We start from the raw sequence: 25,573 nt of genomic DNA on the forward strand, positions 1-25,573 counted from the left end.
ATGATCATACCCCATCTCTAGCTATTCAATATCTTGATTAAAAGAAAAATGACCCGTAGGACACTTTGAGTGTCTATCCTACGGGTTATAGTCAAGGTAACCGTACCGATATTTGCTTGAATAAGATAATTCTGCAAAATGATTAAGTGTAAAATTCATTTTGAGAATCACCATAAGGTCAATGTTGTATACAGTAAGCATAATTATAAGTGAATTTAAGAAGCAATAAAATACTATTTTCCCTGTTCTTTTTTTGTAGCGATTTTCCATTTAACTAAAGTATTGAAAGCTATAACTATAATTAAAATAAATAAAAGAAGATTAGTGGTACCTAGACTATTGTCTACTTTATTAATATTACTCGATATTTGATATGAACCACTACTAACCGTTGAACTGACATTACTAACTTGATTAGCTACATTGATTAATTGCTGTTTGTAATCAATCTCGGAATCATCCAATTTATCCATTCCCTTCATAAAATATTTGACTGGGTTAAGAGTAACATATTATTTTTGTATTTACAATAAATCTATTAGATGTTATATTTTGTATTTAATTATACAAAAAAAGGAGGAATTGTATAAATGAGGAATAGTAAGTTATTTTTTTCACTAAGTCTTGCTGTATTGTTACTTCTATGTTCAGTAATGGGGGCATCTGCAAAGAGTATTGACAATCCAATAGGAGCAACTGAGAAGAATGGAAAAGTGGTATATAAACTGAAATTAGAAGGTTTTACAATTGAAACACCTTATAGTCCGAAATTATACAATTTTGTGAGAGAAGAGATTGATAATGGTGTTAAAGTAATAGTTATAGAAAAATTAACAGGAAAGATTGTTACAGATTATGGGGAAATCGTTGAGTACAAAGCCACTCCAAATAAACTTGCTGGAGGAGTGACCCCTAAAATTTCTGGGACGTATACTTCGAGAACTACTTATCAAACATTTTATGATAAAGGTTATAACGATAAGCATTTTGCAGGTGCAAGACTTTACACTGTTTATACATGCTGGCAGGAAGGTTCCTTTGCCCAAATTAACTCTGTAGAGGATACCTACTGGTCTCCTATTGCTGGAAGCGGAAACTTCGATCTAGAATCTCCTCACGCTACTACCGTTCCAACTGGATCAACAAACAAATTTCCTTGTAACAAAATGACAACAACGGGTACTGTTGTGTTTAAGACAACAACTACAGAATCCATGGGTGTAGATCTTAAGTTTTTTGGATTTACACTTGGCGGTGATAGTTACAATAGATATGATACTGGTCCCCAGGGCTACAATATTACTTTTGGAATTTGATAAAAAATCCTACCCGACAAGCTGGCTTCGGTCTCAACCGGAGTCAGCTTGTTTAGTTTTATTTGCGGCGACATAGATATAAACATAAATACTTCGCTTTACAGTATTGATTTAGAAATACCTAACTCTCCAGTATATGAGTAGTCCTGGATGAGAAACTTATGGCTGGCTTATGGAAGTGAGGAGAGCTGATGGAGAAGGGCGTTTTAATATATCTAGACACATCGCTGACCACAATTGACCACCAACTCATCATACGTAATTAAACTTCATGAGAAGCCTCCTTTAGTTGTAACTGAATATTGAGAACTGACAGTATTCTTAGTCAAAATCGATTTATGCTCAATCTTGTTTCTTAGTGAAAAAGGCTTCTATTAAAGGAAACCCTGCTATAATATATTTTTATTGATTACTTTTTTTCTATTATAGCAACATCAGCAAAGTTAAATACTCTTCCATCAGGCACATTGAAATTTCTCCGAGGGTTATTTTTTTATCTGAAAAATCTTTATATATTTGATTAAGGTCATCCGAAAAATACAATAATGAAGGGGTTCCCAGATTGACTTCAGGCGACGTCTTTGAAACTAATTACCGGTATCTGTCTCAGAGGAGAACCCTGCTTTTTCTGTCCAAAATTTTGACAACTCGTTCTGGTTATTTACATCAACATAAACTTCCCCATTGAACTCATTCCTAATTTAAGAGTGTCTGATAGTTTACTGAACTGCTGGGATGAATTGGTATAGTCCATTTGTTAAATGTCGATAATAAGTGTACATTCTCGTTGTGATTTGTACCTATAAGCTAAATACATAGTAATGAATTATATGAATTGGCATAAAAATGGAGGATTTATAAATGAAGTTTCCACATGATTTTTTATTTGGAGCAGCATCGGCTTCTTATCAAATAGAAGGAGCATGGAATGAAGACGGTAAAGGGTTAACGAATTGGGATGTCTTTTCAAAGATTCCTGGGAAAACGTATGAGGGCACAAACGGAGATGTAGCGATAGATCATTATCATCGATATAAAGAAGATATTAAATTAATGGCCGAGATGGGACTTGAGTCGTACCGATTCTCGATTTCATGGGCACGTATTTTGCCAACAGGAGACGGAGAAGTCAATGAAAAAGGCTTGGAATTTTATAATGATGTAATTAATGAATGTTTAAAATATGGGATTGTTCCATTTGTTACGCTGTATCACTGGGATTTGCCTCTGACACTTGAGGAAGATGGGGGATGGACGAATAAGCGAACAGCTGAAGCCTTCGTCCAGTATGCGGAAATTTGTTTTCGGTCATTTGGTGACCGCGTCAAACATTGGATTACTTTTAATGAAACGGTTATGTTTTGCGGACTAGGTTATTTAAAAGGGGCACATCCTCCTGGTATCCAAAACGATGAGAAGAAGTATTTTCAAGCGACACATTACGTATTTTATGCACATGCCAAAGCCGTAGAAGTTTATAAGGCATTGAATCATTACGGTGAAATTGGTATTACACATGTGTTCTTACCGGCTTACAGCGTAGATGATAACAAAGAGAATGTATTAGCCGCCAGACATGCCAATGAATATGAAACCTTCTGGTATTATGACCCTATTTTAAAAGGAGAATATCCGACGTATGTGGCTCGGCAACTTCAGGAGAAAGGCTGGACGCCAAGTTGGACAGAAGAAGAACTAGCAACGTTAAAAAGGAATGCCGGAAAGAATGATTTTATAGGACTTAATTATTACCAGCCGATTCGAGTAGCAAAAAATCACGAAGCTGTTTCATCTATGGAACATTCAAGAGAAACATCTACTCTAACTCCAGGCCTCCCGTCCTTTGATGGTTTTTATCGGACCGTAAAAATGGAAGATAAAACATATACAAGATGGGGATGGGAAATCTCACCTCAAGGATTTCTAGACGGACTGCATATGTTAAAAGAGCGCTATGGTGATGTTAAAATGTACGTAACAGAAAATGGTCTTGGTGATGAGGATCCGATTATTGATGGCGAAGTAGTGGATGTTCCTCGTATTAAATATATAGAGCAACACTTACAAGTGATTAAGCGTGCAATTGAAGAAGGTATTCATTTAAAAGGGTATTACGCATGGTCAGTGATTGATCTATTAAGTTGGTTAAATGGGTATAAAAAGCAGTACGGATTTATTTACGTGGATCATAATAATAACTTAAACCGTAAGAAGAAGCTGTCGTATCATTGGTATAAGCATATTATTGAGACGCGAGGAGAAGAGCTGTAAAGTAAATGAAGAGCATCTCATTCATCGAATGAGATGCTCTTTTTGTCGTGCGCCCAGTATGGGTGTTAATAAAGGAACGTGTGAATTATTCCCATATAACTTTCCAGTTCGGTACGCAAGTAGCTTGTATTACAGGGAATTCAGCGAAATAATCAGCAATAATTTCTGTCATATCGGTCTGAATATCTTTTACGACGGGACAGTCTGCGAAGTACGGAAAATTTCCAGCGCCGGTTGCTCGATAATTATTCATAGCCACTTCGTAACTGCCATGCATATCTAATGGTTTCCCTTGATAGTTGATGCTCAAGATACGATGACCAACGGGCTGTCGCACATCTATCACATACTCAATTCCTTCCCACATATCATAGTTATATGGCTGTGCTTTTGGGTGAAGGAAAGAGGGATCAATTGTTAATTGACCATCTTGAATGGTGAAATAGGATGCACACTGTTCAAGAGCATCATGAATATGCTGCCCCGTCACCTGCAGTACTTTCAACGTGTTGGGATAAATATAATTCGTGACAATATCACGCATCGTTACTTGTTCATTAAATCCGCCTGGTTGATCATGAAATAGAGATGTGCAGGAAATGGGCGCATTCGTCACATGCATTTGTACATGTTGTAAAAATTCAATATAGGGATGTTTGTGTAGTCTTACATCAAAAGCATTGTTATATCGCAGATTTCCATGAATGTGGCCAATCGGTTCATCTAACCATTGTTCCGTTAAATCATGCATTTCCTGAGCTTCACGTACTACTCGCTCATCAAGCGGTGTCTGATCATCCACATAATATAAGTTAGGCTCATGCTGAATAGATGATATTGTACCGTTGATCATCTCCACATCGATGGTAATTCCAGCTATGCAGACAGCTTTGGTTCCTGGCTGTACGATCGATTTCCCGAATGCTTGGGTGCATATTTCACGGTGTTGGTGCCCTGTAATCATAATATCGAAATCTAGCTCTTTACACATGCGATAGCCTACATTTTCCCCTGTATCTGGCTCAAGTAAGCTACCTGATGTTAGATCATGAGCAAAGCCCCCATGATAGCATATTACAGTAATATCAACGTTCTCCTGTTCTTTCATAATACCCAACCACTTTTTAGCACTTTCAAAGGAATCCTCAAATATCAAGCCCTCAATATGACTAGGGTCCTCCCATAAAGGGACAAGTTGAGTAGTGATGCCAATGATGCCGATTCGAATACCTGCAACTTCTTGAATAACATAAGGCTGCATCCAGGTTGATCCGTCTTTGGTATATATATTGGCTGATAGCCAGGGAAATTGTGAAGCTTGAATCGTGTTCTCTAATACAGGTAAACCGTAATTAAATTCGTGATTGCCAAATATGGCTAAATCATAGCGAAGCGCATTCGCAGCATTGATGATGGGGTTGGACTGTTCAGGGTGAAATCTTTGATGGTAATACGTTAAAGGACTTCCTTGAATAAGGTCTCCATTATCAATCAATATGGTCGGACGTTGTTGTCGTAAGTTTTCAATGAGGCTCGCGGCTTTAGCAAGACCAACGGGTTCGGTTATACCACGGTAAGTTGTAGGCATGAGATATCCATGGACATCACTTGTTACGAGTATTTGAATTTGTTCTGTAGACACAAGTTACACCTCTTAATTTTTTAATAGTATTTTATTATAAGGTCAATAGAGTGTAGGATGTCAATTTATCAAATGAATTGTTTGAAATAAATGGTTTAACAATATCAAAATTGGGATTGTTAAGTGTATCATTATTGCTTTTATTTGTATTAGCTGCTTGTGGTAATGGGGAATCTACCAATAATGCTGGAAATGCCACAAAAGAAGGAACATCTAATAAAGAAATTAAGAAGCTATCTGTAGGATTCGTACCATCACGTGATCCAGCAGAAATCGTTACAGCGACCGAGCCTCTAAAAGCATTACTAACGAAAGAACTTGCAGGGCTTGGTTATGATGTAGGTGAAGTTGATATTATGGTTGGCACAAGTTATGAAGGTGTTGGTGAAGGATTATCTGCGGGTACAGTCGATGTTGGGTTGATACCGGGTGGTACTTATGTTCTGTATGATGATGGAGCAGAGGTTATTCTAACTGCAACTCGTGCTGGGTTAAGTAATGATTCTGATAACCCTGTGGATTGGAATAAGAATGAACCTACAGAAGCAACCACCAATCAAGCGACTTCTTATCGTGCAATCCTTGTCGCTGGTCCTTCTGAGAAGGGAAAAGCATTAGCTGCAAAAGTAAATAATGGTGAAGCACTGACATTTGAGGATTTAGATAATGTTTCTTGGAACGTTATGTCATCCTCATCACCAGCTGGTTACATTTATCCGGCGCTATGGCTGAAAGAGAATTTTGGTAAAACAATCACTGATCTATCTAAAGTCGTACAGGCGGATTCATATGCAAGTGCATTTGCTCGTCTTGCTGCTGGTCAAACCGATGTGCTTGTTACTTATGCAGATGCTCGTCGTGATTATGAAGCAACTTGGACAACTGAATTTGATCGCAAAGCTTCCATTTGGGATGAAACTGATCTAATCGGTGTAATGCCAGCGATCTATAACGATACAGTAAGTGTAAGCAAAAACTCTGAAATCATGGATGAGAGTTTAAAAGCTGCATTACAACAAGCTTTTATCAATATTGGCAATACGGATGAAGGTAAAGAGGTAATAGCTATTTATAGTCATGGCGGTTACCAAGAAGCAAAGGATACTGATTATGACAATGAACGTAAAGCGCAAGAACTAGTACAACAATTAAAATAATCATTCTAACAACTTAAATTTACTAAAAATGGGAACATGTTGTCATGTTCTCATTTTTCACTGATTGGAGTACGTATATGATTGAATTTAAGCAGGTACAGAAGCAATATCTGAACGGATTAGTAGCATTGAAAGATATCAATTTGAAAATTAAGCAGGGTGAATATGTTGCCATTATAGGTTTGTCAGGCGCTGGTAAGTCAACATTATTACGTTGCATTAATCGAATGCATGATATTTCGGAAGGTACATTGACGGTTGAGGGTGTAGAGATTAGTAAGCTCAAAGGAAAAGGTATCCGTCAGTTGCGTCGAAAGATCGGAATGATCTTTCAATCCTTTAACTTAGTGACAAGAATTTCCGTTATTAATAATGTACTCGTAGCGTTCGTACCTGAAATGCCGTTTTGGCGTAAGACGTTAGGGATATTTACAGTTGATGAGAAGAAAAGAGCACTGATGTCGCTAGATCAAGTCGGCATTCTAGATAAGGCTTACGTACGTGTAGATCAATTATCTGGAGGACAACAGCAACGTGTTGCTTTGGCAAGAACACTAGCACAGAACCCGGGGATTATTCTAGCAGATGAACCGGTAGCTTCCTTAGATCCGGTTACTGCCAATCAAGTAATGGAAGATTTCAGACGAATTAACCAAGAGATGAATATGACCGTAATTATTAATATTCATCATGTCGAATTAGCATTGGCTTATGCCACACGTGTCATCGGAATACGGGCCGGTGAAATTGAATATGATGGTCCTTCTCAAGATGTGAACGATCAAGTGCTACAGCTTATTTACAATGGTCAAGTAGATAAAGGAGGCAGCACTAGCCATGCTAACGAAGCTGTTTCCACCTAAAACAATAGAGCTTCCCAATGGTAAAGTTGTGATCCAAAAACGATCGATGACACCGATCACAATATTAGCTTTTATTGTGCTGATCTATATTTCCGTACAAATCACAGATTTTGACCTGCAAAGATTGGCTAAACGAATTAATCAGTTCTTTTTCATTTTAAAAGATATGGTCCCCCCAACATGGGAGTATATGCCAAAACTTTGGGAACCATTAGTTGCAACCATAAAAATGTCTTTATTCGGTTCTGTGCTTGGTGCCATTGTTGCATTGCCAATAGCGATGTTAGCAGCAAGCAATATTAATCGCAGTCGTTGGATTCCTGCTGTTACGAAATTTATACTGAGTATACTGCGAACCTTACCGACTTTAGTTGTAGCACTGATCGCTACCTTTATTTTTGGGTTAGGAACAATGGCAGGAACCGTTGCGATCTTCTTGTTTACGATTGCTTATATAGGTAAATTGCTCTACGAGCAGATCGAAAATGCGAATATGGGTGCTTATGAGGCCATGAATGCGATGGGTTTAACGACGATTCAGTCGTTCCGATATGCCATATTTCCACAAGTGTTACCTAACTATTTATCGACATCATTGTTCTGTTTCGAAGGTAATGTTCGGTATGCTTCTATATTAGGATACGTTGGTGCAGGTGGAATTGGCTTATTGTTAAATGAGAGTCTTGGATGGAGAAACTATGCGAATGTAGGCATGATTTTGTTGATGCTTGTTTGTACAGTTTTCGTGATTGAGACGCTCAGTGAATATTTCCGAAAGAAACTGATGTAGGTGAAGAAATGATGAATACTATAGACCAACAATTACAAAAAGCCACTAACCGTCGTCTGCCTAAGTTTATAATCACTGTGATAGTCCTCATTATTTTTTTGTGGTCAACATCAGCAGTGCAATTGGATAATATAACAGAAAATGGATTTTCCATCGCGAAGAATATTCTAATGGGACTAGTTCAACCAGATACGGGACTGCTGTTTAACTTGACTACAGGCGGTGTCTTATATTTATTGCTTGAAACTATGGCAATCGCCTTTTTAGGAACGATTGTTGGGGCAGTGATAGCTATTCCGCTTGCTTTTCTATCGGCGTCCAATATTGTGCCGAAACCAGTAGCCTTTGTTGTTCGCTTCTTATTAATTATTATTCGGACAATTCCAGCAATTGTGTATGGATTAATGTTCATTCGTGTGACAGGGCAAGGACCATTTACAGGTGTACTCACGATGTCTTTAATAAGTGTCGGCATGTTATCTAAGCTATATGTTGATGTTATTGAAGAGTTAGATACATCGGTGCTTGAATCCATGGAATCCATTGGTTGTACCACAATGGAGAAAATTCGTTATGGTATCTTACCACAATTATCTGCTTTGTTTACGTCCATCGTTATTTATCGATTTGATATGAATCTGCGTGATGCTGCTATTCTCGGAATAGTTGGAGCAGGAGGGATAGGTGCCCCACTTATTTTTGCGATGAATGCGTATCGCTGGCCGGAGGTAGGATCTATCCTAATTGGTCTTATTGTACTGATTTTAATTGTGGAATATGTTTCGAATAAAGTTCGCAATAAATTAGTAAATGGATAATAGATAATCACGTTGAGCAAACCTATATAAGACGCATTTCATGGGTTCTTTAGAACTCCTTGGAGGCGTTTTTTTTGATTATGAGAGTTTTTCGGAACGATGAGTTAAAAGAACCCGTTATCTATACAAACCTCTAATGTCCATCGCATGGACTGGTGAAAAAAAGCGCTTTAAACATATTGACAAAAAAAAAGAAGGGTGGTAATCTATGTTACGTAAACGTTTAACCAAAGGTGAATTATAGATTATTTCTATTGCCTTTTAAAATAAGTAAACGTTTACTTATGAGGGGTGGATATATGGCTGCTACTATTAAGGATATTGGAAGGGTTGCTGGTGTATCAACCGCAACAGTTTCTCGAGTAATTAATAATCTTGGCGGATACAATGAAGAAACCGAGAAAAAAGTTATGGCTGTGGCAAAAGCATTAGGATATAGAAAAAATGAAAGTGCCAGGAGTCTGGTGCAAAAATCAACAAACATAATCGGTGTGATTATGCCTGATGTTGCTACGAATTTTTATGGTGACATTGTAAATGGTATAGAAGATGCTTCTTATGAGTACGGATACAGCGTTATATTAACCCATGCAGGTATTAATGGTTGCCGAATTAATGAGAGTTTGAATTTAATGGGGGAACGCAGGGTAGATGGAATCATTATTGTTTCTGTCGAATTACACGAAGCAGAGATAGAATCATTGACGTCTCTCGACATTCCCTTTATCTTGCTCTCTACAAAAACAAATCGTGAGGATACACCTTACATCAAAGTTGATGATTTTAGTGCTGCTTATACAGCCGTAAATTATCTCATTGAGAATAACCATCGAGTCATTGGTATGGCAGGAGCTAATCCTGTGGATCCTATAGCAGGAACACCAAGAATTAATGGATACATTCAAGCTTTAACAGATCATGGGATAAAAGTAGACTTGAATCTAATTAAGGCTGGGGATTTTAGTTTTGAGTCAGGTAAATCAGCAATGCAGCAATTTATTGAGGATAAAGCTCCTATTACAGCAGTATTCTGTGCAAGTGATGAAGCTGCTTTAGGTATCATTTCAATTTGTTTTGAGAATGGTATTAGCGTACCTAATGATATTTCATTAGTAGGATATGATAATTCTACTGTTTCTTATATGTCGATCCCTCCCCTTACAACCGTAGCACAACCCTTTTATAAAATGGGGAAAGAAGGCTGTTTGAAATTGATAGGTTCGATTCAAAATAAAACTAATATTGAGTCAGAAGTTATTCCACATGAATTGGTTGTTCGTCAGTCCGTAAAAAAAATATCTTAAAAAGATATTTTTTTATAAATTACGTAAACGTTTACTTAATCTGAATCTACCCAAAATAACATATCTGAAAGGAGAAAAAATGATTGACCATAAAGGCATTAGACAAAATTTACTGTAATAGGTTTACGTAATCTAATTAATGCTTTCAATCACTGAGTTTAAGACTAAACTGCATAAACAAAAGATAAATTGGAGGAAATATTTTATGAAGAATAGAAAAATATTAGCACTATTTGCTTCAACGGCATTGTTAATGAGTATGGTTACAGCTTGTGGCAGTGATAATAGTCCATCCGTTTCAGACAATAATAATGTTCCTAGTGACGAAAAATTCACTTTAACGATGTGGCATACCTTTAGTGATGTAGAAACAGAAGTATTTGAAAAGAAAGTCATTGCGAAATTTAATGAAGAGCATCCCAACATCAAGATTGATGCAACGCGTATGCCAGCTGGTGATGAGTTCAATCAGCAATTAGTACAAGCTGTTTCGGGAAGTAGTGCGCCTGACTTAGCTCGTATGGATATTGTAGATGTTCCTAGATATGCCAAGCTTGGTGCTCTAGAGCCACTGGATGGATATGAAGGATTTGATGAGATCAAGAGTGAGATGTTCGAAGGTCCCATGTCTTCTAACTTCTATAATGGAAAATACTATGGTTTACCACTCGACACCAACACCAAAATTGCAATTTATAATAAAAAACTTTTAGATAAAGCTGGGTTGACGGAAGCACCAAAAACATTTGATGAATTAGTTGAAGCTGCTAAAAAAATCACGAATGATGAAACATTTGGCTTTGCTCCACAAAATATCGAGGTTTGGGGAACGATGCCATACTTCTTCTCCCTTGGTGGAACGTATACAAATGAAGATTACACGAAAGCAACAGGTCATTTAAATAGTGACTCAAGTGTGAAAGCGCTTGAACAATTAGTAGCTTGGAATAAAGAAGGATTGATTGGTAAGTCATTTGAAGGTGGCTTGGGTTCTTGGGAAGGCTTCAAAGGTGATAACTACATGATGATTGATGATGGCCCATGGTTCGCATCTGCCAATCAAGATGTAAAAGATAACATGGAATTTGCATTATTTCCTGCAGGATCAGCGGGCAGTATCGAAACCAACGGTGGAGAAAATACGGTTATCTTCAACTCTAGTAAACATAAAGAAGCAGCATTCACATTTGCTAAATTTTTAGCTTCTGATGAAGCGCAGACCATATTTGGTGAAGAACTACGCATGATGCCTGTTAATACAAAAACGGGAGAAAAAGAATTTGTTAAGAACGATGAAATGTTGAGTCTTTACATGGAACAATTGAAGACGGCTGTATCTCGTGTACCATCACCAGAATGGACTGTAATCAATAACGTCATCACAAAAGCATTTGAAGCAGCCATTAAAACAGATGAAACACCAAAAGCCCTATTAGATGATGCAGCAAAACAAGTGGATGCATTGTTAGCAAAATAAAGAGCATTAAAGAACTAAAAGGAGGACCAAGCCATGGAGTTTTCAGATCGATTAAAGAAATTAAACTCGAAAAAAAATAAATACAGCTGGTCTGAGACAAGAGATGCGTGGCTATTCACAGGTATTGGTGTTGTACTATTCTTGGTATTCGTATTGTATCCACAAGTCAAAAACTTCTATATGGCTTTTACAGAGTACAATATCCTCCCCGGTCAGCCAAGTAGATTTATTGGACTAGAAAACTTTAGAACGATGTTCATTTCAGATGGTGCTTTGGGTGAAAGTAAATATTTCTGGGTAGCTTTTAAAAACAGTCTGTGGGCGGTTATCATAACCGTCCCCGGACAGCTGATCCTAGGTGTGATGCTCGCAACCCTCATTCATAATCTTACTCGAGGTCGTCTTCTCTACAAGATTTTGCTCTATATTCCGGTTATTTCGAGTTGGATCGTTGTATCAGTTTTATTTAAGTATATTTTTCAAGATACAAAAGGCGCGCTAGTTAACTATGCACTTATCCAGGCGAATCTGATTGATACTCCCATTGCTTGGTTACAAAATGCGACTACTGCAAATATCGTAATTTGGGCTTTGTGTATTTGGAAAGGCGTGGGTTGGGTCATGATTATTTACACAGCTGCTCTTCAATCCGTACCCAAAAGTATGTACGAAGTAGCGAAAATCGAAGGTGCGAATGCGATTCAAACTTTCTTTAAAATTACCATCCCGTTACTTAAAGAAACAACCATCTATTCGATCGTTCAACTAACCATTGGTGCATTCGGCATTATGATTCAAGTGATTATGATCACCGGTGGAGGTCCTATGGGTAAGACGGAGACGCTGAATAGTTACATGTATTCGCAGGCGTTCTCACAATTCAAGTTTGGTTATGCATCAGCAGTATCTATTGTAATGGGAATCGTGGTCATTGGAATTACACTAATTCAACGTAGAGCATTTAAAGAAGGGCAATAGAAAGGATGGAATACCTATGAAAAAGAAAAAAATAGCAATGCAACTAGGTCTACAAGTATTGCTTATAGGGGCATCCATTCTTGCTATCATGCCTTTCCTATATATGCTGGCGACTGCTTTAACGAAAGATACTTATACGATGCCAAACCCTCCTATTTTGATACCAAAAGAATTCTATACAGGTAATTTTGTTTCTGCGTGGACATCCAATAGTTTCTCGCGTTACTTCTTAAACAGTTTGTTTGTTTCATTAGTAACGATGGTGTTAACACTTGCGATTTCAACAGCCTCCGCTTATGGATTTGCGAAGCTACGCTTCCGGGGTAGAAATGTAATTTTTAATGTGTATCTGTTCTCGATGATGATTCCAGCCGTACTTGCCTTAGTATCTCAATATACGGTATTGAACGGTTTGAATTTAATCGATACTTACCGTGGGCTAATTTTACTCTATATTAGTGGTGGTATAGCGGGAAACACCTATTTTCTCAAAGGGTTTATTGAACAATTACCGAATGATTATGAAGAATCCGTCATGATTGACGGGGGAAGTCGCTTTACCGTGTTCAGTCGAATCATTCTACCGTTATGTCGACCTTCGATTGCGACGTTAGCTATTCTATCGTTCATGGGGACATGGGATGAATTCTTCGCGGCGTTAACAATCATTAAGACGGCCTCCAAACGTACTTTACCGATTGCGATTCGCTTGTTTCAAGGACAAAATGCAACCCAATGGGGCCTTGTATTTGCAGCCGCACTCATTGCTTTGATTCCAATTCTGATTATTTATATTACGTTCCAAAAATACTTTATTAAAGAAACTGATGATGGTGGTGTGAAAGGATAATGGAAATGATGAGAGAGACCATAACTGTAGAAAAAGAAGTGAAATGGTGGCAGACTGCTGTGGTATACCAAATATATCCACGAAGTTTTCAGGATAGTGATGGAGATGGGATTGGCGATTTAAGAGGAATAATTAATCGTATTGATTACTTGAAATACTTAGGAATTACTGCGATTTGGTTATCACCCGTCTATAAATCCCCTAATGACGATAATGGTTACGATATTAGTGACTATCAAGATATTATGGATGAATTCGGAACGATGGAAGATATGGAAGAATTAATCACGAAAGCTAATGATGCAGGTATTAAAATGATCATGGACTTAGTCGTAAATCATACATCGGATGAACACAAATGGTTTATCGAAGCTAGAAAAAGTCGAGATAACGAATACCGCGATTACTATATCTGGCGTGATCCTGTAGATGGAGGAGCTCCTAATGGTTTAACTTCTACATTCAGTGGTTCTGCGTGGGAATTAGATGAAGCAAGCGGACAGTATTTCTTACATTTATTTAGCAAGCGCCAGCCAGATTTGAACTGGGAAAATGAAAAAGTTCGTCAAGAAATCTACGATATGATGAATTTTTGGTTGGATAAAGGTGTTGGGGGCTTCCGTATGGATGTGATTGATTTAGTCGGAAAAATCCCTGATCAAGAAATTACGGGGAATGGTCCGAAATTACACGATTACCTTCAAGAAATGAATCAAACAACCTTTGGTTCTCATGATGTTCTTACTGTAGGCGAAACATGGGGCGCAACACCTGAAATTGCAAAACTTTATTCTGATCCCAAACGAAAAGAGCTATCTATGGTGTTCCAATTCGAACATGTAAGTTTGGATCAACAAGAAGGTAAAGAGAAGTGGGATTTAAAGCCGCTGCGTGTTGCAGACTTGAAGAGGGTTTTAGTGAAGTGGCAAACGTCATTGGGTGACGAAGGCTGGAATAGTCTATTCTGGAATAACCATGACCTACCTCGTATTGTATCGAGATGGGGTAATGATCAACAATTCCATGATCAAAGTGCCAAAATGTTTGCCGTTCTCTTGCACATGATGAAGGGTACCCCTTACATTTATCAAGGCGAAGAAATTGGCATGACCAATTATCCCGTCACAACGATTGATGAAGTTGAAGATATAGAATCAGTGAATATGTATCATGATCGCTTAGCGAATGGGTATGCGGTGGAAGATATCATTGCATCCATTAACGCAAAAGGGCGAGACAATGCACGTACACCGATCCAATGGGATGACAGTGACAATGCCGGGTTTACGATAGGAACTCCTTGGTTACATGTGAATCCAAATTATAAACAGATCAATGTAAAACATAACCTGGAGAATAAAGATTCTATTTTCCATACGTATCGACGTTTAATCCAGCTTCGTCAACATAATCCGATTATCGTGTGGGGAGATTTTGAGCTGATCGAACATACGCCTGAAGATGTGTTTGCATACTATCGTAAATATGATGGCCAAAGATGGCTAATCGTTGCTAATATTTCTTCGCAGAAGAATGAATTTTCAGTGGATGAAGAGGTCACAGAAATCATTATAAGTAACTACAATCGTCAAGAAATTGTTGTGAAATCTGTGACGTTAAAGCCGTATGAGATATTTGCTGTAAGGGTTTAAATGTTAAAGCTCACATGTTCTTTGTGTGAGCTCTTTTCATAAGTAAATCTTGGAGGTAGAGTATGAGATTGCTCAAAATCGTGAGTATCGTTTCAGCTTGTTTATTAACAATAGGTTTAGTGTCAGGATGTGGAAATGTGTCAGATAAGGGTCAATTAGATAAGAATGGTTTGCAAATTATTCAATTAACAACAGATAAAGCTATGTATGATCCCAATGCTGAAGTAAAAGTAATCGTTAAATTAGAAAATGTAACGGATAAGAATGTGAAAGGGAAATATACATTAACCGTTAGTCACCTGGAACAACAAGTGGGTGAAGCGATTGAAGGGAATTTTTCAGTCGCTGGCCATGAATCTACGAATATTGAAATCCCATGGACAGCTCCAAATGAGGATTACAAAGGTTACTTGTTTGATTTCCAAATGAAAGATAACAAAGGTAACAGGGTGGCTTCCGAAACGATGGGTGTCGATGTCTCTTCCGACTGGACGAAGTTTCCTCGTTATGGCTATGTGACGGAATATAACGACAAAGTAGATACGGAAAAAGTGATGGAAACACTTAAAGATTTCCGTCTCAATGCAATTGAATACTATGACTGGAAGTACCTGCATCATCAACCTGTTCCGGCCGACGGTTCTATGGAATGGGAAGATTGGGCGGGAAGAAAGATTTCAGGACAGACGGTCAAAGAATATATTTCTGCAGCAAAGGACCGTAATATGGTCAACATGTCCTACAATATGATTTACGCAGCAACTAATAATTTTGCGGATTTTGGTGTGAAAGACGAATGGGGTCTATGGTATGCAGAAAATCATGGTGGACCTGGCAAAGCCAAAGGAGATCGCTTTACATTCCATATGGGAGCAAGCCCGTCCGGTCAATCCGATTTATACTTCTTTGATATCGAGAATGAAGAATGGCAAGATTTTATCATTAAGAAAAATATTGAAGCCATTCATACGATGGGTTTTGACGGATGGCATGGAGATACAGTCGGAGAATGGGGTAAAATGTGGACGAATGAACATCGTGGCAATGAAGCTGAAACCCTATATGTCAAAGATGGCTATACGGAATTTTTGAATAAAGCCAAAGACATGTTGGGAGAAGATAAATACCTAGCTTTTAACCCTGTAGGTGCTCAAGGGATTGAGAATGTTAATAAATCGAAGGTAGACGTGCTGTATACAGAAATGTGGCCTTGGGATCACGACAGTGAAGGAAATCAATATGACACCTATATGGGATTAAAACGAGAAATTGATCAATCCAGACAAGAAAGTGGCGGCAAGTCTTTAATTATCCCTGCCTACATGGAATATGATTATGCGGAACGAAATTCAAGCGTGCCGTTTAATATGTCCTCCGTGTTGTTAACAGATGCTGCTGTATACGCAGCCGGGGGATCACGGATTGAATTAGGTGATGGGGAGAACATGCTCTCGAATGAGTATTTCCCATATAAAAATTTATATATGACACCGGAACATGTAAAAAGACAGTCTGCGTTACAAGATTTCATCGTTGCCTATCAAAACTTATTGCGAGATGGGCAAGAGGATAATGGAAATCTCATCGAAATAGCGAATTACGATACAAGTATCGATGGTCAAGCGCAAACGATCTGGGCTTACAGCAAATCGGATGCTAAATATGATACCATGCAAATGATTAATTTAGTCGATGTGAGTACCAACGATTGGCGTGCGAATGAAGGCGAGAAAGACACGCCTCGTATGCTGACGGATGTTAAAGTGAAGTACTATTCAGAGAGAAATATTCAATCGGCTTGGGTGACTTCACCGGATCCAGCCTACGATTCTCGTTCACACAAACTTGATTTTACAAAAGGATCTGATACAAATGGGTCTTTTGTGGAATTGACTGTACCTTCGTTAGAATATTGGAACATGGTGTTCTTTTCTGAAGCAGAGGCACCCGCTTCTGAAAATAACGAAAGTATTGGTAAAGTCGACCTTTTCGAAACAGAAGGCGAACTAGCCAATGGCGATTTCAAAAATGGACTAGATCATTGGAACTTATACAATGATGTTGCAGAAGTAAAAGAAGGAAAAGTTAACTTTGAAGGGTTACATTTCGCACAAAGTATTGACCAAACGGTGACCGAATTAGAAGACGGTATATATGAAGTAAGTTTTACGGGTAAGCAGTATGGGATGAAGGCGCATATCTCGCGTTTAGAATTAACAGGAACAGGTTATCCGAATGTGTTCGTCGATTTGCCAGTCGCAGAATCTACAGATACTATCACACAAGAAGTGCGAGTTAGAAACGGACGACTGAAGATCACAATTCACCATGAGAGCATTTTAGGCTCTAATCTTGAGATCGAAAAGATCGAACTGAAAAAAGTTGAATAGATAGGTTTATACAGTTAAGGGATACTCAAATTGAGTATCCCTTAACTGTATAATTGAATGAACATAAGTAAGGTCAATTGGTATCGATCTGAAACCATCGAACTTGAACTTTTGGGAAGCTTCTTTATTAATGTCTTGAACCTTATTTTGACTCGTAAAATCCACTAAGCTCGGCTTTTTCAATAATATTCTGTTCAATCACTTGTTCGAAACCGTAATAATCAACAAGATAGTCGTCATTTTCCACAATTGTTCTCCTCAAAGTAATGACACAAATCCACGAAAGATATCTCCCTAATGTTATTGGGCAAGTCGTCCAACTCGGAACAAGCTGATATAATATGCTGCTCATCCATTCTGAAACTTTTGAAATGGAAGTTGCTTGCCTCAGGTGAGAACCAGACATCCCCACTTTGGTGAGATAACGAGAACCCATCAAGTGGAATAGACAAGCCTTTCCCGAGTGCTTTAACATAACTCTCTTTCAAGGTCCAGAGCCTATAGAAGTATTCCAATTGTTCTTCTCCCTGTTTCGCTATGAGATCTATGTATTCTTGTGGGCAAAAAAACCTTTCTGCTATCCCCATATCCATAGGTTTGATCTCTTCAACGTCTATCCCCAAAGCAAGGTGCTTATCGCTGTAAATCAGGACAACCCAGTTACCTGAATGTGATAGATTGAACGAGAAAGGGGAGCCTTTACCTTTGGCAAGGGACGGCTTACCGTAATTATTGTATACAAAACTGATATCATCGTTACTTATACCTGTGTAGTCGCAAATTGTGGCGCGTAGGAGGAGTTCACCCAGAAGTGAACGGTAAGCATCGCTTATCCGCTTATATCTTCCAATTCTCGCGTTTTTTTCTTTACTAATTTTTGATAATAGTAGACTATAGCAGTCCGAATCAATGAATTCAGGCACCCTTAATGAGACGATTTCCGTCATTATATTATATTCGCCTCCTCACTATAGAGTAATTGGACAAAACAACTTGGATTCCTGCGAGACACCGATGAAACTGGTGGAATAGTCATGTAATGATATGAGATTCGACAAAATGATATATGTTTCGCTAAAAAACTACATACTTAAACTAGAATATTTAGTTAATAGGTAGTAATCTTACTATGGAAGCGCATACTTTAGTGGGGGTAAGTGAAAAAGTTAAGTTCGTTATTTTAAATTGTAATGAACTTTGCAATAAAAATGGAGGTTTAGTATGAAGCTGCGGGCAACGGGTAAAGTAAAATGGTTCGTCTACCAGAAAATTGTCATCTTATTTATCGTCTTTCTGATTCCACTTTTATCGATGAATATTTGGGTGAATTACAAAGGGATGTCTTTTACGAGGAACGCAATCCTGGACTCATCATTAGCGGGGGCGTCATTCTATTCTAAGCAACTAGATAAAGAAATGTACTTTATCCGTAATCAACAATTACAATTTCAAGAAGATAAAAATATACAGAAACTAAGCTTCCGCGGTGGAAGTTTAGAGAAATATGAAGAGGTAGAACTAATCGATAATGCTAGAGATCTGTTGAATCGGATTATTGCCTCAAGCGATTATGTGGTTAATGCGGGGGTATATGTTAAGTCGTTGGGTAAAACGATCTCCGGTAAGACGGGTGTCACAGACATACCTAATGAAGAGTATGAGAATATTTCCTCGTTGCTTAACGTTAAGCAGAAGCCTTCATTCTATAGGGATGGTGATGCGATTTTCCTTATTGAAACAGGGGATAATGCGGGTTTGTGGTCGTATATCGAAATCTCTACAGCGAAGTTATTAGAGGCATTAAGTCAAATAGCAACCTTATATCAAGAGTCAGAGGTATTTCTCGGGAGCAGTGATATGGGGAATGTGTTATCTACAACAAAGGATACTATGGTATCTACTGCAGTTCTTGACCTCATCGCCAAACAGGATAACTCTAACTCGGACATTCCCGAAATGAATAAGGTGAATGGTACAAGTTACTTTATTGCCCATAACTTCATCAGTTCAATGAATCTATCATTAATTATGTATGTGAACCAGAATGAAATTACACGTCCATTAAGTCAGTTTAACACGTTGCTCTACATCTCGTTCGTTATCGCCATAGCGGTGATGATACTCTATTCTTATTCGGTTAATTTAATGATTCATAGACCACTATCGAAACTAGTTAAGACATTTCGTATGGTGGAAACGGATAATCTTGATATAGTTATTGAGTCAAGGACAAGGGACGAATTCCACTATATCTTTCATAGCTTTAATCGTATGGCTTATAGACTGAAGCGTTCTATAGAGGAGAATTATGAGCAGAAAATAGCACTGCAGCATTCGCAATTGAAGCAGTTGCAGTCGCAGATTAACCCACATTTTCTCTATAACAGCTTCTTTAATATATATATGATGTGTAAAGTAGGCGATTCAGACAGTGCGGCCGAGCTCTCACAGAAGCTAGGGAGCTACTATCAGTACATTACGAGAAGTGGGTCGGATGAGGTGCCTTTCTTTAAAGAATATCAGCATGCACTGGACTATTGTGAGATTCAGTGTATTCGCTTCTCGAACCGTATCCGGTATGAATACGAGGAACTGTCTAATTCATCCAACACTATACTCGTTCCGAGGCTGATCATTCAGCCGATCGTCGAAAATGTGTTTGAGCATGCGTTCGAGGACGGTAACATGGACGGCGTGGTCTACATCAGTGCGGATTGCCATGACGGAGTGGTACGCATCGCGGTAGAAGATAACGGGAGTCTATTTACGAACGAGGGAATAGAACAGTTACGAGATAAGCTTGCTATGGGGTTGAAACAAGTTGAGAAGACAGGACTGATCAATGTTAACAATAGACTCCAACTGAAATATGGTGCAGGTAGTGGTCTGTTTGTCTCGCGGAGCAAATATGGCGGACTGAAGGTAGAGCTTATTGTTAATTATGACAACGTCAAGGAGGCATAACCATGTATCGACTATTAATCGTAGATGACGAGCCTGTTATTGTAAATGGCCTAGTTCATCTCTTTCAAGAGGATCCACAGTTTGACTTTGATATATGTAAAGCGTATTCCTCAAGCGAAGCGCTTGAAATAGCGAAGAAAACCAAATTAGATATCTTAATTAGTGATATTCGCATGCCACAGAAGAACGGGCTCCAGCTTGTAGATGAAATTATCTATTATTGGCCTTTGTGCCGAGTTATTTTTCTTACAGGATATAGCGAATTTGATTATGTATATGAGGCAATTCGTAAGAATGTGGACAATTACATTCTGAAAACCGAAGGGATGGAGCCTATCTTCCAGGCCGTAAAATCGGCAGTCGACAAGCTGGAAGAAGAGAACCGTCGTAGACTTCAATTGGAAAGGGCACAGATGCACTATCAAATTGCTAATTCCTTTTTAAAGGGAGAGTTAATGGAACGAATGCTAGGTGGTGAGTCAATTGCTTCTTTATTATCCGACTCACGATATAAGGACGTAGATTTTAGTATTGCATTTGATCGACCTTCGTTCTTTCTTGTTGGAATAGTAGATAGATTGGATGATCTTAAATTTAAGATACCTCCGTCTGTTAAGCGAATTTTTCGTGATCATCTGCCTGTGTCTATTGCCTGTGAGGAAGTGATCTATGATGATCGTGTGTTTGTATGGCTACTTCAACCGGATGAAGGTTTGCTGAATCGCTTCTGTGGTGGTTATCCTGATTTGGGATTGAACTGGAATGGAATTGTTGCGTATATGAGGGGGATTTTGGAGCTTGTTCAAAATGAGTGTGAAGAGCTGTTAGGTGCTTGTGTTTCGTTTGGAATATCTGGGAACCTACAAAACTATTGGGAATCGATCCACCTCCAAGTTGAGGCTGTACATACCTTGATCAGCAAGAGAACATTGTTAGGACAGCATATGCTTATCTTAGACCTAGAGAAACTAAGTCAACATGAAGATACGGTCCATAAGGTCGGAGGATTTGAACAGGATGATTTCAAGACGTTAATCATTGAACAAGTTCACCAATTTGTACAGGAGAATCTATCGGGCGATGTATCTCTTACTTCGATTGCCGAAGAGGTGCATCTTAATCCATCGTATTTATCCCGTTATTATAAACAGACGACCGGTCAAAATTTATTAGAGTATATCCAGTCGACGAAACTCCATGTCGCTCTTCAACTGATGGAGAATACAGCTTTAAAATTAAATGAAATTGCCATAAGGGTGGGTTTTGAATCACCATCCTACTTTACAACATTCTTTAAGCGAAAGATGGGCCTTTCACCACAAGAATATCGAAATTCAAAATGAGTAAATAAAGTGAAAGTGATGTAAAGAAAACGAAATTGTAAGCGCATTCCCGTGTGCCTAAAATGATAACTAGGAACACAGATAACGCCATGAATTACAGCATACAAAGGGGGAAAGCGTTCAAATGAATAAAATTAGACCATGGAAAATGATTTTGGCAGTAACGATGATCCTTTCATTATTGTCAGCATGTGGAAGTCAAGGGAATGGAAATGCTAATGCTCCAACCACGCCGAAGGAGGACGCTACGAATAGTGCGACAGACAATGCCACACCACCTGATCCACTAGGGAAATATGCAGAAACGGTTACTGTTACAGAAGTACTCGGATATAATCCACCAGAAGATCCAAGAACGCCAAGTGGAATTACGCCTGAGCAGAATGCCTATCTGAAAGATCTCAAAGAGATGATGAACATCGAAGTGAAATACAAATGGACAGTTCCTTCTGCGCAGTTTGAGCAAAAGTTCTCGCTTGCCATGGCATCGGGAGATCTACCAGATGTGATAGAAGTTGATCAGAAGACCTATGAGAAGCTAAAAAAACAAGATATGCTTGCTGATTTGACAGAAGCATATGACCAATATGCATCACCGGCTCTTAAGGCATACATGGATTCTGACGGTGGATTCGCGATGAAGACATTTAGTGCAGATGGTAAGCAATTGGGTATTCCTGCATTTGAAGATCCTTTCCTATCCACGCAGTTACTATGGATTCGTCAAGATTGGCTTAATAACCTAGGTTTACAAGCACCGAAGACGATCGATGAGCTTGAGAAAGTTGCACAAGCATTTACGAATAATGACCCAGATCAGAATGGTAAGAATGACACCTATGGTATTGCGATGCAAAAGAGTCTGTTCTTCTGGGGATTTGATGTCAGAGGTTTCTTTAATGGATTCGGAGCATTTCCTTCCGTTGGTGATAATCAATCTGCTTGGGTTAAAGGCAGTGATGACAAATTACTACCAGGGCTGATCCAACCAGAAGTGAAGACTGCACTTGGCAAGCTACAACAATGGTACAAAGATGGAATTATTGATAAAGAGTTCGCACTTAAGGATGAGAATAAAGCGGTAGAAGATCTGACAGCAGGTAAAGTGGGTATTTCCTACGGAGAATGGTGGTATCCGAACTGGCCGCTTAACTCGAGCGTAGACAAAGATCCGAAGGCGGATTGGATCGCTATTCAACTTCCAGGGATTGATGGTCCAGCTAAATCGCTCGTTCCAAAAATCCGCAGTAATAAAATTTTCGTCGTGAACAAAAAGATGAAGAATCCAGAAGCAGCGATTAAGATGCTCAATTTCTACATTGAAGTTGGGAATAAGAAATACAAAGATAAGAACCAAGCGGCAGATGGTTATGTATACAACTGGTTTAACCCACGTATCGCCAACCCTGCTGATATTGATACGATTTACACTGAAGTGAACAAAGCACTCGATGCCAATCAGACTGAAATTACAATAGACGATGCAAATTATAAGACCGTTGCGGATACCTTTAAAGCGACAAAAGACTTCCTAGCTGGCGACACAACCAACGCTTCCAAAGGCGTAAACTGGGGCCAATACTATAGCCGAGCTGCGAAAGACGGTGGTTGGGGATTAACACGTCAAATTAAAGAAAATCAACAGTTCGTGTATAACGAATTCTATGGTCTTCCGACAGCAACAGTAGTGGAGAAGGGTGGTCAGCTAGATAAGTTGATGCAAGAGTCCTTTACCAAGATAATCATGGGCGGTTCCATTGATGATTTCGATAAATTTGTTGATAGCTGGAAGGCACTTGGCGGTAATCAAATTATCGATGAGGTCAATGAATGGTATAGCACGGAAGCTACGAAATAAATCATAGGAACAGTAAGCGGGTGAGGTGAGTCGGGTAAACCCGGCGCACCTCCCGTTTTCAAAATGAGTAGTTGGTGAGGAGGGTCATCTGTGAAATCACTGAAGAAAGAATATCCGCTTCATATCATGTTAATACCGGGTGTTATTGTTACATTGATTTATGCTTACGGTCCAATGGCCGGCCTGGTTATGGCGTTTCAACAATTTGAGCCGTTATCCGGGTTCTTTAAATCCGATTTTGTCGGACTAGATAACTTCCGTTATGTATTTAATTTACCGGATTTCAAGCAAGTGCTTTGGAATACGCTTGTTATAGCCATCATCAAAATGGTCTTGTCCCTGCTTGTCCCTCTCATTCTAGCTTTATTACTAAATGAGATTACTAAGAAATGGTTTGCAGGCTTTATTCAATCCGCTATTTTCCTTCCGTTCTTCCTTTCTTGGACCGTACTTGGAGGCGTCATTATTGAATTATTCTCTCTGAATGGACCTATTAATGGTTTGATTTCCTCTATTGGCTTGGAACCTATTATGTTCATGCTTGATAATGGTTGGTTTAGAGGAATTATCATCGGGTCGGATGTCTGGAAAGGCATGGGCTACAATATGATCATCATGCTTGCGGCTATCACAGGAATTAATGCGACGCTGTATGAAGCGGCAGAGGTAGATGGTGCAGGGAAATGGAAGCAAATGCTTAACATTACGCTTCCAGGAATAGCGCCGATTATTATTCTACTAAGTGTATTAGGTCTTGGTGGTATTCTTAACGCAGGTTTTGAGCAGATCTTGATTATGTATAATCCGACTGTATATGCAGGCGCAGATATAATTGATACATTTGTCTATCGATTGGGGATGTTCAGCCAACAATTTGGACCTGCGGCAGCAGTTGGGCTCTTTAAATCGGTAATATCTTTATTCATGGTATCAACGACTTACTATGCAGCCTACAAATTTAACAATTACCGCATATTCTAGGAGGTGGAGAAGTATTATGCTGCACAAACAATCATTTAGTAGAAAGTTATTTGTCGTGTTCAATACGCTGTTGTTAACTTTCATCACCATACTCGGCATTATCCCGTTTGTTCACTTACTCTCCATCTCACTAAGCTCGAATACAGCCGCGATGGCTGGAGAAGTGAAGCTGTGGCCCGTCGGTTTTTCATGGGATGCATATGTATATTTAGGAGAAAAGGTAGAGTTCTTCCGTTCTTTGGGAGTCTCAGTTAAGCGGGTAGTGCTTGGCTCAATAGTTAACTTGCTTCTAGTATTTATTACTGCTTTTCCGCTTTCCAAATCAAATGATCAGTTTAAATTTAGAACCCTATATGTGTGGATATTTGCAATTACGATGTTCTTCGGGGGCGGCTTAATTCCTTCGTACATCATAGTGAAAAATACAGGCTTAATCGATTCGATATGGGCGCTTATTTTACCAGGTGCATTGAATGTATGGAATATGGTTCTGATGCTTAACTTCTTCAGATCCATTCCTAGGGAGTTGGATGAAGCAGCCACAATTGATGGTGCTGGACATTGGAGAGTGCTTTGGCAAATTTATTTACCCGTATCACTCCCCTCCATCGCAACCATTGGATTGTTCACCATTGTAGGGCATTGGAACGCTTGGTTTGACGGTATTCTATACCTAAATTCGCCTGAGCATTATCCGCTGCAGACTTATCTTTCTACATTGATCATGTCCATCAATGCTCAGATGTCATCAATGTCTGTTGAGCAACTCAAGGTGATGGAGAATCTAAGTGAGAAGACCATCAGAACGGCGCAAATATTCATGGGCGCGTTGCCAATTATGGTCGTATATCCGTTCTTGCAAAGATATTTTGTGAAAGGTATGACGGTTGGTAGTGTTAAAGAGTAGAGACAGAATAAC

The 25,573-nt window shown here is 38.8% G+C and carries 20 protein-coding genes and 1 pseudogene; 17 read left to right on the forward strand and 4 right to left on the reverse strand.

Annotation, left to right across the window (positions count from 1 at the left end):
* Positions 1-233: 233 nt before the first annotated feature.
* Positions 234-482: a hypothetical protein gene (locus NST85_RS07155; RefSeq protein ID WP_341188958.1), complete on the reverse strand. Its 249-nt coding sequence runs from the start codon at positions 480-482 to the stop codon at positions 234-236.
* A 108-nt stretch (positions 483-590) separates the two neighbouring features.
* Here NST85_RS07155 and NST85_RS07160 point away from each other — a divergent pair, with 108 nt between their 5' ends.
* On the forward strand, positions 591-1,316 hold the full coding sequence (locus NST85_RS07160; RefSeq protein WP_127192020.1) for a hypothetical protein: 726 nt from the start codon (positions 591-593) through the stop codon (positions 1,314-1,316).
* Positions 1,317-1,725: 409 nt separating this feature from the next.
* Here the strand turns inward: NST85_RS07160 and NST85_RS07165 are convergent.
* A pseudogene (locus NST85_RS07165) lies at positions 1,726-2,017 on the reverse strand (VOC family protein).
* A gap of 160 nt (positions 2,018-2,177) precedes the next feature.
* Here NST85_RS07165 and NST85_RS07170 point away from each other — a divergent pair.
* On the forward strand, positions 2,178-3,587 hold the full coding sequence (locus tag NST85_RS07170; RefSeq protein WP_127192019.1) for a glycoside hydrolase family 1 protein: 1,410 nt from the start codon (positions 2,178-2,180) through the stop codon (positions 3,585-3,587).
* An 85-nt stretch (positions 3,588-3,672) separates the two neighbouring features.
* Here the strand turns inward: NST85_RS07170 and NST85_RS07175 are convergent, their stop codons facing one another.
* The gene (locus tag NST85_RS07175) at positions 3,673-5,229 is read right to left on the reverse strand and encodes a bifunctional metallophosphatase/5'-nucleotidase (RefSeq protein ID WP_246054041.1); all 1,557 of its coding nucleotides are present in this window, start codon (positions 5,227-5,229) and stop codon (positions 3,673-3,675) included.
* A gap of 134 nt (positions 5,230-5,363) precedes the next feature.
* Here NST85_RS07175 and NST85_RS07180 point away from each other — a divergent pair, with 134 nt between their 5' ends.
* The 10 genes from NST85_RS07180 (at position 5,364) to NST85_RS07225 (ending at position 17,508) form a co-directional block, all read left to right on the forward strand.
* Positions 5,364-6,386 (forward strand): phosphate/phosphite/phosphonate ABC transporter substrate-binding protein, encoded by a 1,023-nt coding sequence (locus NST85_RS07180; protein WP_341188959.1) that lies wholly within the window; start codon positions 5,364-5,366, stop codon positions 6,384-6,386.
* A 77-nt stretch (positions 6,387-6,463) separates the two neighbouring features.
* A complete protein-coding gene (gene phnC, locus NST85_RS07185; RefSeq protein WP_341188960.1) occupies positions 6,464-7,249 on the forward strand; it encodes a phosphonate ABC transporter ATP-binding protein in 786 nt (261 codons plus the stop codon).
* Positions 7,224-8,039, forward strand: coding sequence for a phosphonate ABC transporter, permease protein PhnE (phnE, locus tag NST85_RS07190; protein WP_127192017.1), 816 nt, complete (start codon positions 7,224-7,226; stop codon positions 8,037-8,039). The genes phnC and phnE (NST85_RS07190) overlap by 26 nt, the downstream gene beginning before the upstream one ends.
* Before the next feature lie 11 nt (positions 8,040-8,050).
* The gene (gene phnE / locus NST85_RS07195; RefSeq protein ID WP_127192144.1) at positions 8,051-8,857 is read left to right on the forward strand and encodes a phosphonate ABC transporter, permease protein PhnE; all 807 of its coding nucleotides are present in this window, start codon (positions 8,051-8,053) and stop codon (positions 8,855-8,857) included.
* A gap of 299 nt (positions 8,858-9,156) precedes the next feature.
* Positions 9,157-10,161, forward strand: a complete 1,005-nt coding sequence (locus NST85_RS07200; RefSeq protein WP_127192016.1) for a LacI family DNA-binding transcriptional regulator — start codon at positions 9,157-9,159, stop codon at positions 10,159-10,161.
* 205 nt (positions 10,162-10,366) lie between these two features.
* Positions 10,367-11,638, forward strand: a complete 1,272-nt coding sequence (locus tag NST85_RS07205; RefSeq protein WP_170220170.1) for an extracellular solute-binding protein — start codon at positions 10,367-10,369, stop codon at positions 11,636-11,638.
* Between the two features lie 33 nt (positions 11,639-11,671).
* Positions 11,672-12,616, forward strand: a complete 945-nt coding sequence (locus tag NST85_RS07210) for a carbohydrate ABC transporter permease (RefSeq protein WP_127192014.1) — start codon at positions 11,672-11,674, stop codon at positions 12,614-12,616.
* 16 nt (positions 12,617-12,632) lie between these two features.
* The gene (locus NST85_RS07215) at positions 12,633-13,466 is read left to right on the forward strand and encodes a carbohydrate ABC transporter permease (RefSeq protein WP_127192013.1); all 834 of its coding nucleotides are present in this window, start codon (positions 12,633-12,635) and stop codon (positions 13,464-13,466) included.
* A gap of 8 nt (positions 13,467-13,474) precedes the next feature.
* The gene (locus tag NST85_RS07220; protein WP_127192143.1) at positions 13,475-15,118 is read left to right on the forward strand and encodes a glycoside hydrolase family 13 protein; all 1,644 of its coding nucleotides are present in this window, start codon (positions 13,475-13,477) and stop codon (positions 15,116-15,118) included.
* Positions 15,119-15,180: 62 nt separating this feature from the next.
* Positions 15,181-17,508, forward strand: a complete 2,328-nt coding sequence (locus NST85_RS07225) for a glycoside hydrolase family 66 protein (protein WP_341188961.1) — start codon at positions 15,181-15,183, stop codon at positions 17,506-17,508.
* Positions 17,509-17,744: 236 nt separating this feature from the next.
* Here the strand turns inward: NST85_RS07225 and NST85_RS07230 are convergent, their stop codons facing one another.
* On the reverse strand, positions 17,745-18,455 hold the full coding sequence (locus NST85_RS07230; protein WP_341188962.1) for a 4'-phosphopantetheinyl transferase family protein: 711 nt from the start codon (positions 18,453-18,455) through the stop codon (positions 17,745-17,747).
* Positions 18,456-18,729: 274 nt separating this feature from the next.
* On the opposite strand from NST85_RS07230, the gene NST85_RS07235 reads away from it, so the two are divergent.
* The 5 genes from NST85_RS07235 to NST85_RS07255 all read left to right on the forward strand — a co-directional run bounded on the left by NST85_RS07235 (position 18,730) and on the right by NST85_RS07255 (position 25,561).
* On the forward strand, positions 18,730-20,472 hold the full coding sequence (locus tag NST85_RS07235) for a sensor histidine kinase (protein WP_341188963.1): 1,743 nt from the start codon (positions 18,730-18,732) through the stop codon (positions 20,470-20,472).
* Positions 20,473-20,474: 2 nt separating this feature from the next.
* Complete coding sequence (locus NST85_RS07240) at positions 20,475-21,815, forward strand: helix-turn-helix domain-containing protein (RefSeq protein ID WP_307394445.1); 1,341 nt, start codon at positions 20,475-20,477, stop codon at positions 21,813-21,815.
* Positions 21,816-21,939: 124 nt separating this feature from the next.
* On the forward strand, positions 21,940-23,673 hold the full coding sequence (locus tag NST85_RS07245; RefSeq protein ID WP_341188964.1) for an extracellular solute-binding protein: 1,734 nt from the start codon (positions 21,940-21,942) through the stop codon (positions 23,671-23,673).
* A 90-nt stretch (positions 23,674-23,763) separates the two neighbouring features.
* A complete protein-coding gene (locus NST85_RS07250; protein WP_127192007.1) occupies positions 23,764-24,654 on the forward strand; it encodes an ABC transporter permease in 891 nt (296 codons plus the stop codon).
* Positions 24,655-24,670: 16 nt separating this feature from the next.
* Positions 24,671-25,561: a carbohydrate ABC transporter permease gene (locus NST85_RS07255; RefSeq protein WP_211350078.1), complete on the forward strand. Its 891-nt coding sequence runs from the start codon at positions 24,671-24,673 to the stop codon at positions 25,559-25,561.
* The last annotated feature ends 12 nt before the right edge of the window (positions 25,562-25,573 follow it).

This window comes from Paenibacillus sp. FSL K6-2524 (assembly GCF_038005525.1).
Taxonomy (GTDB): Bacteria; Bacillota; Bacilli; order Paenibacillales; family Paenibacillaceae; genus Fontibacillus; species Fontibacillus anaericanus.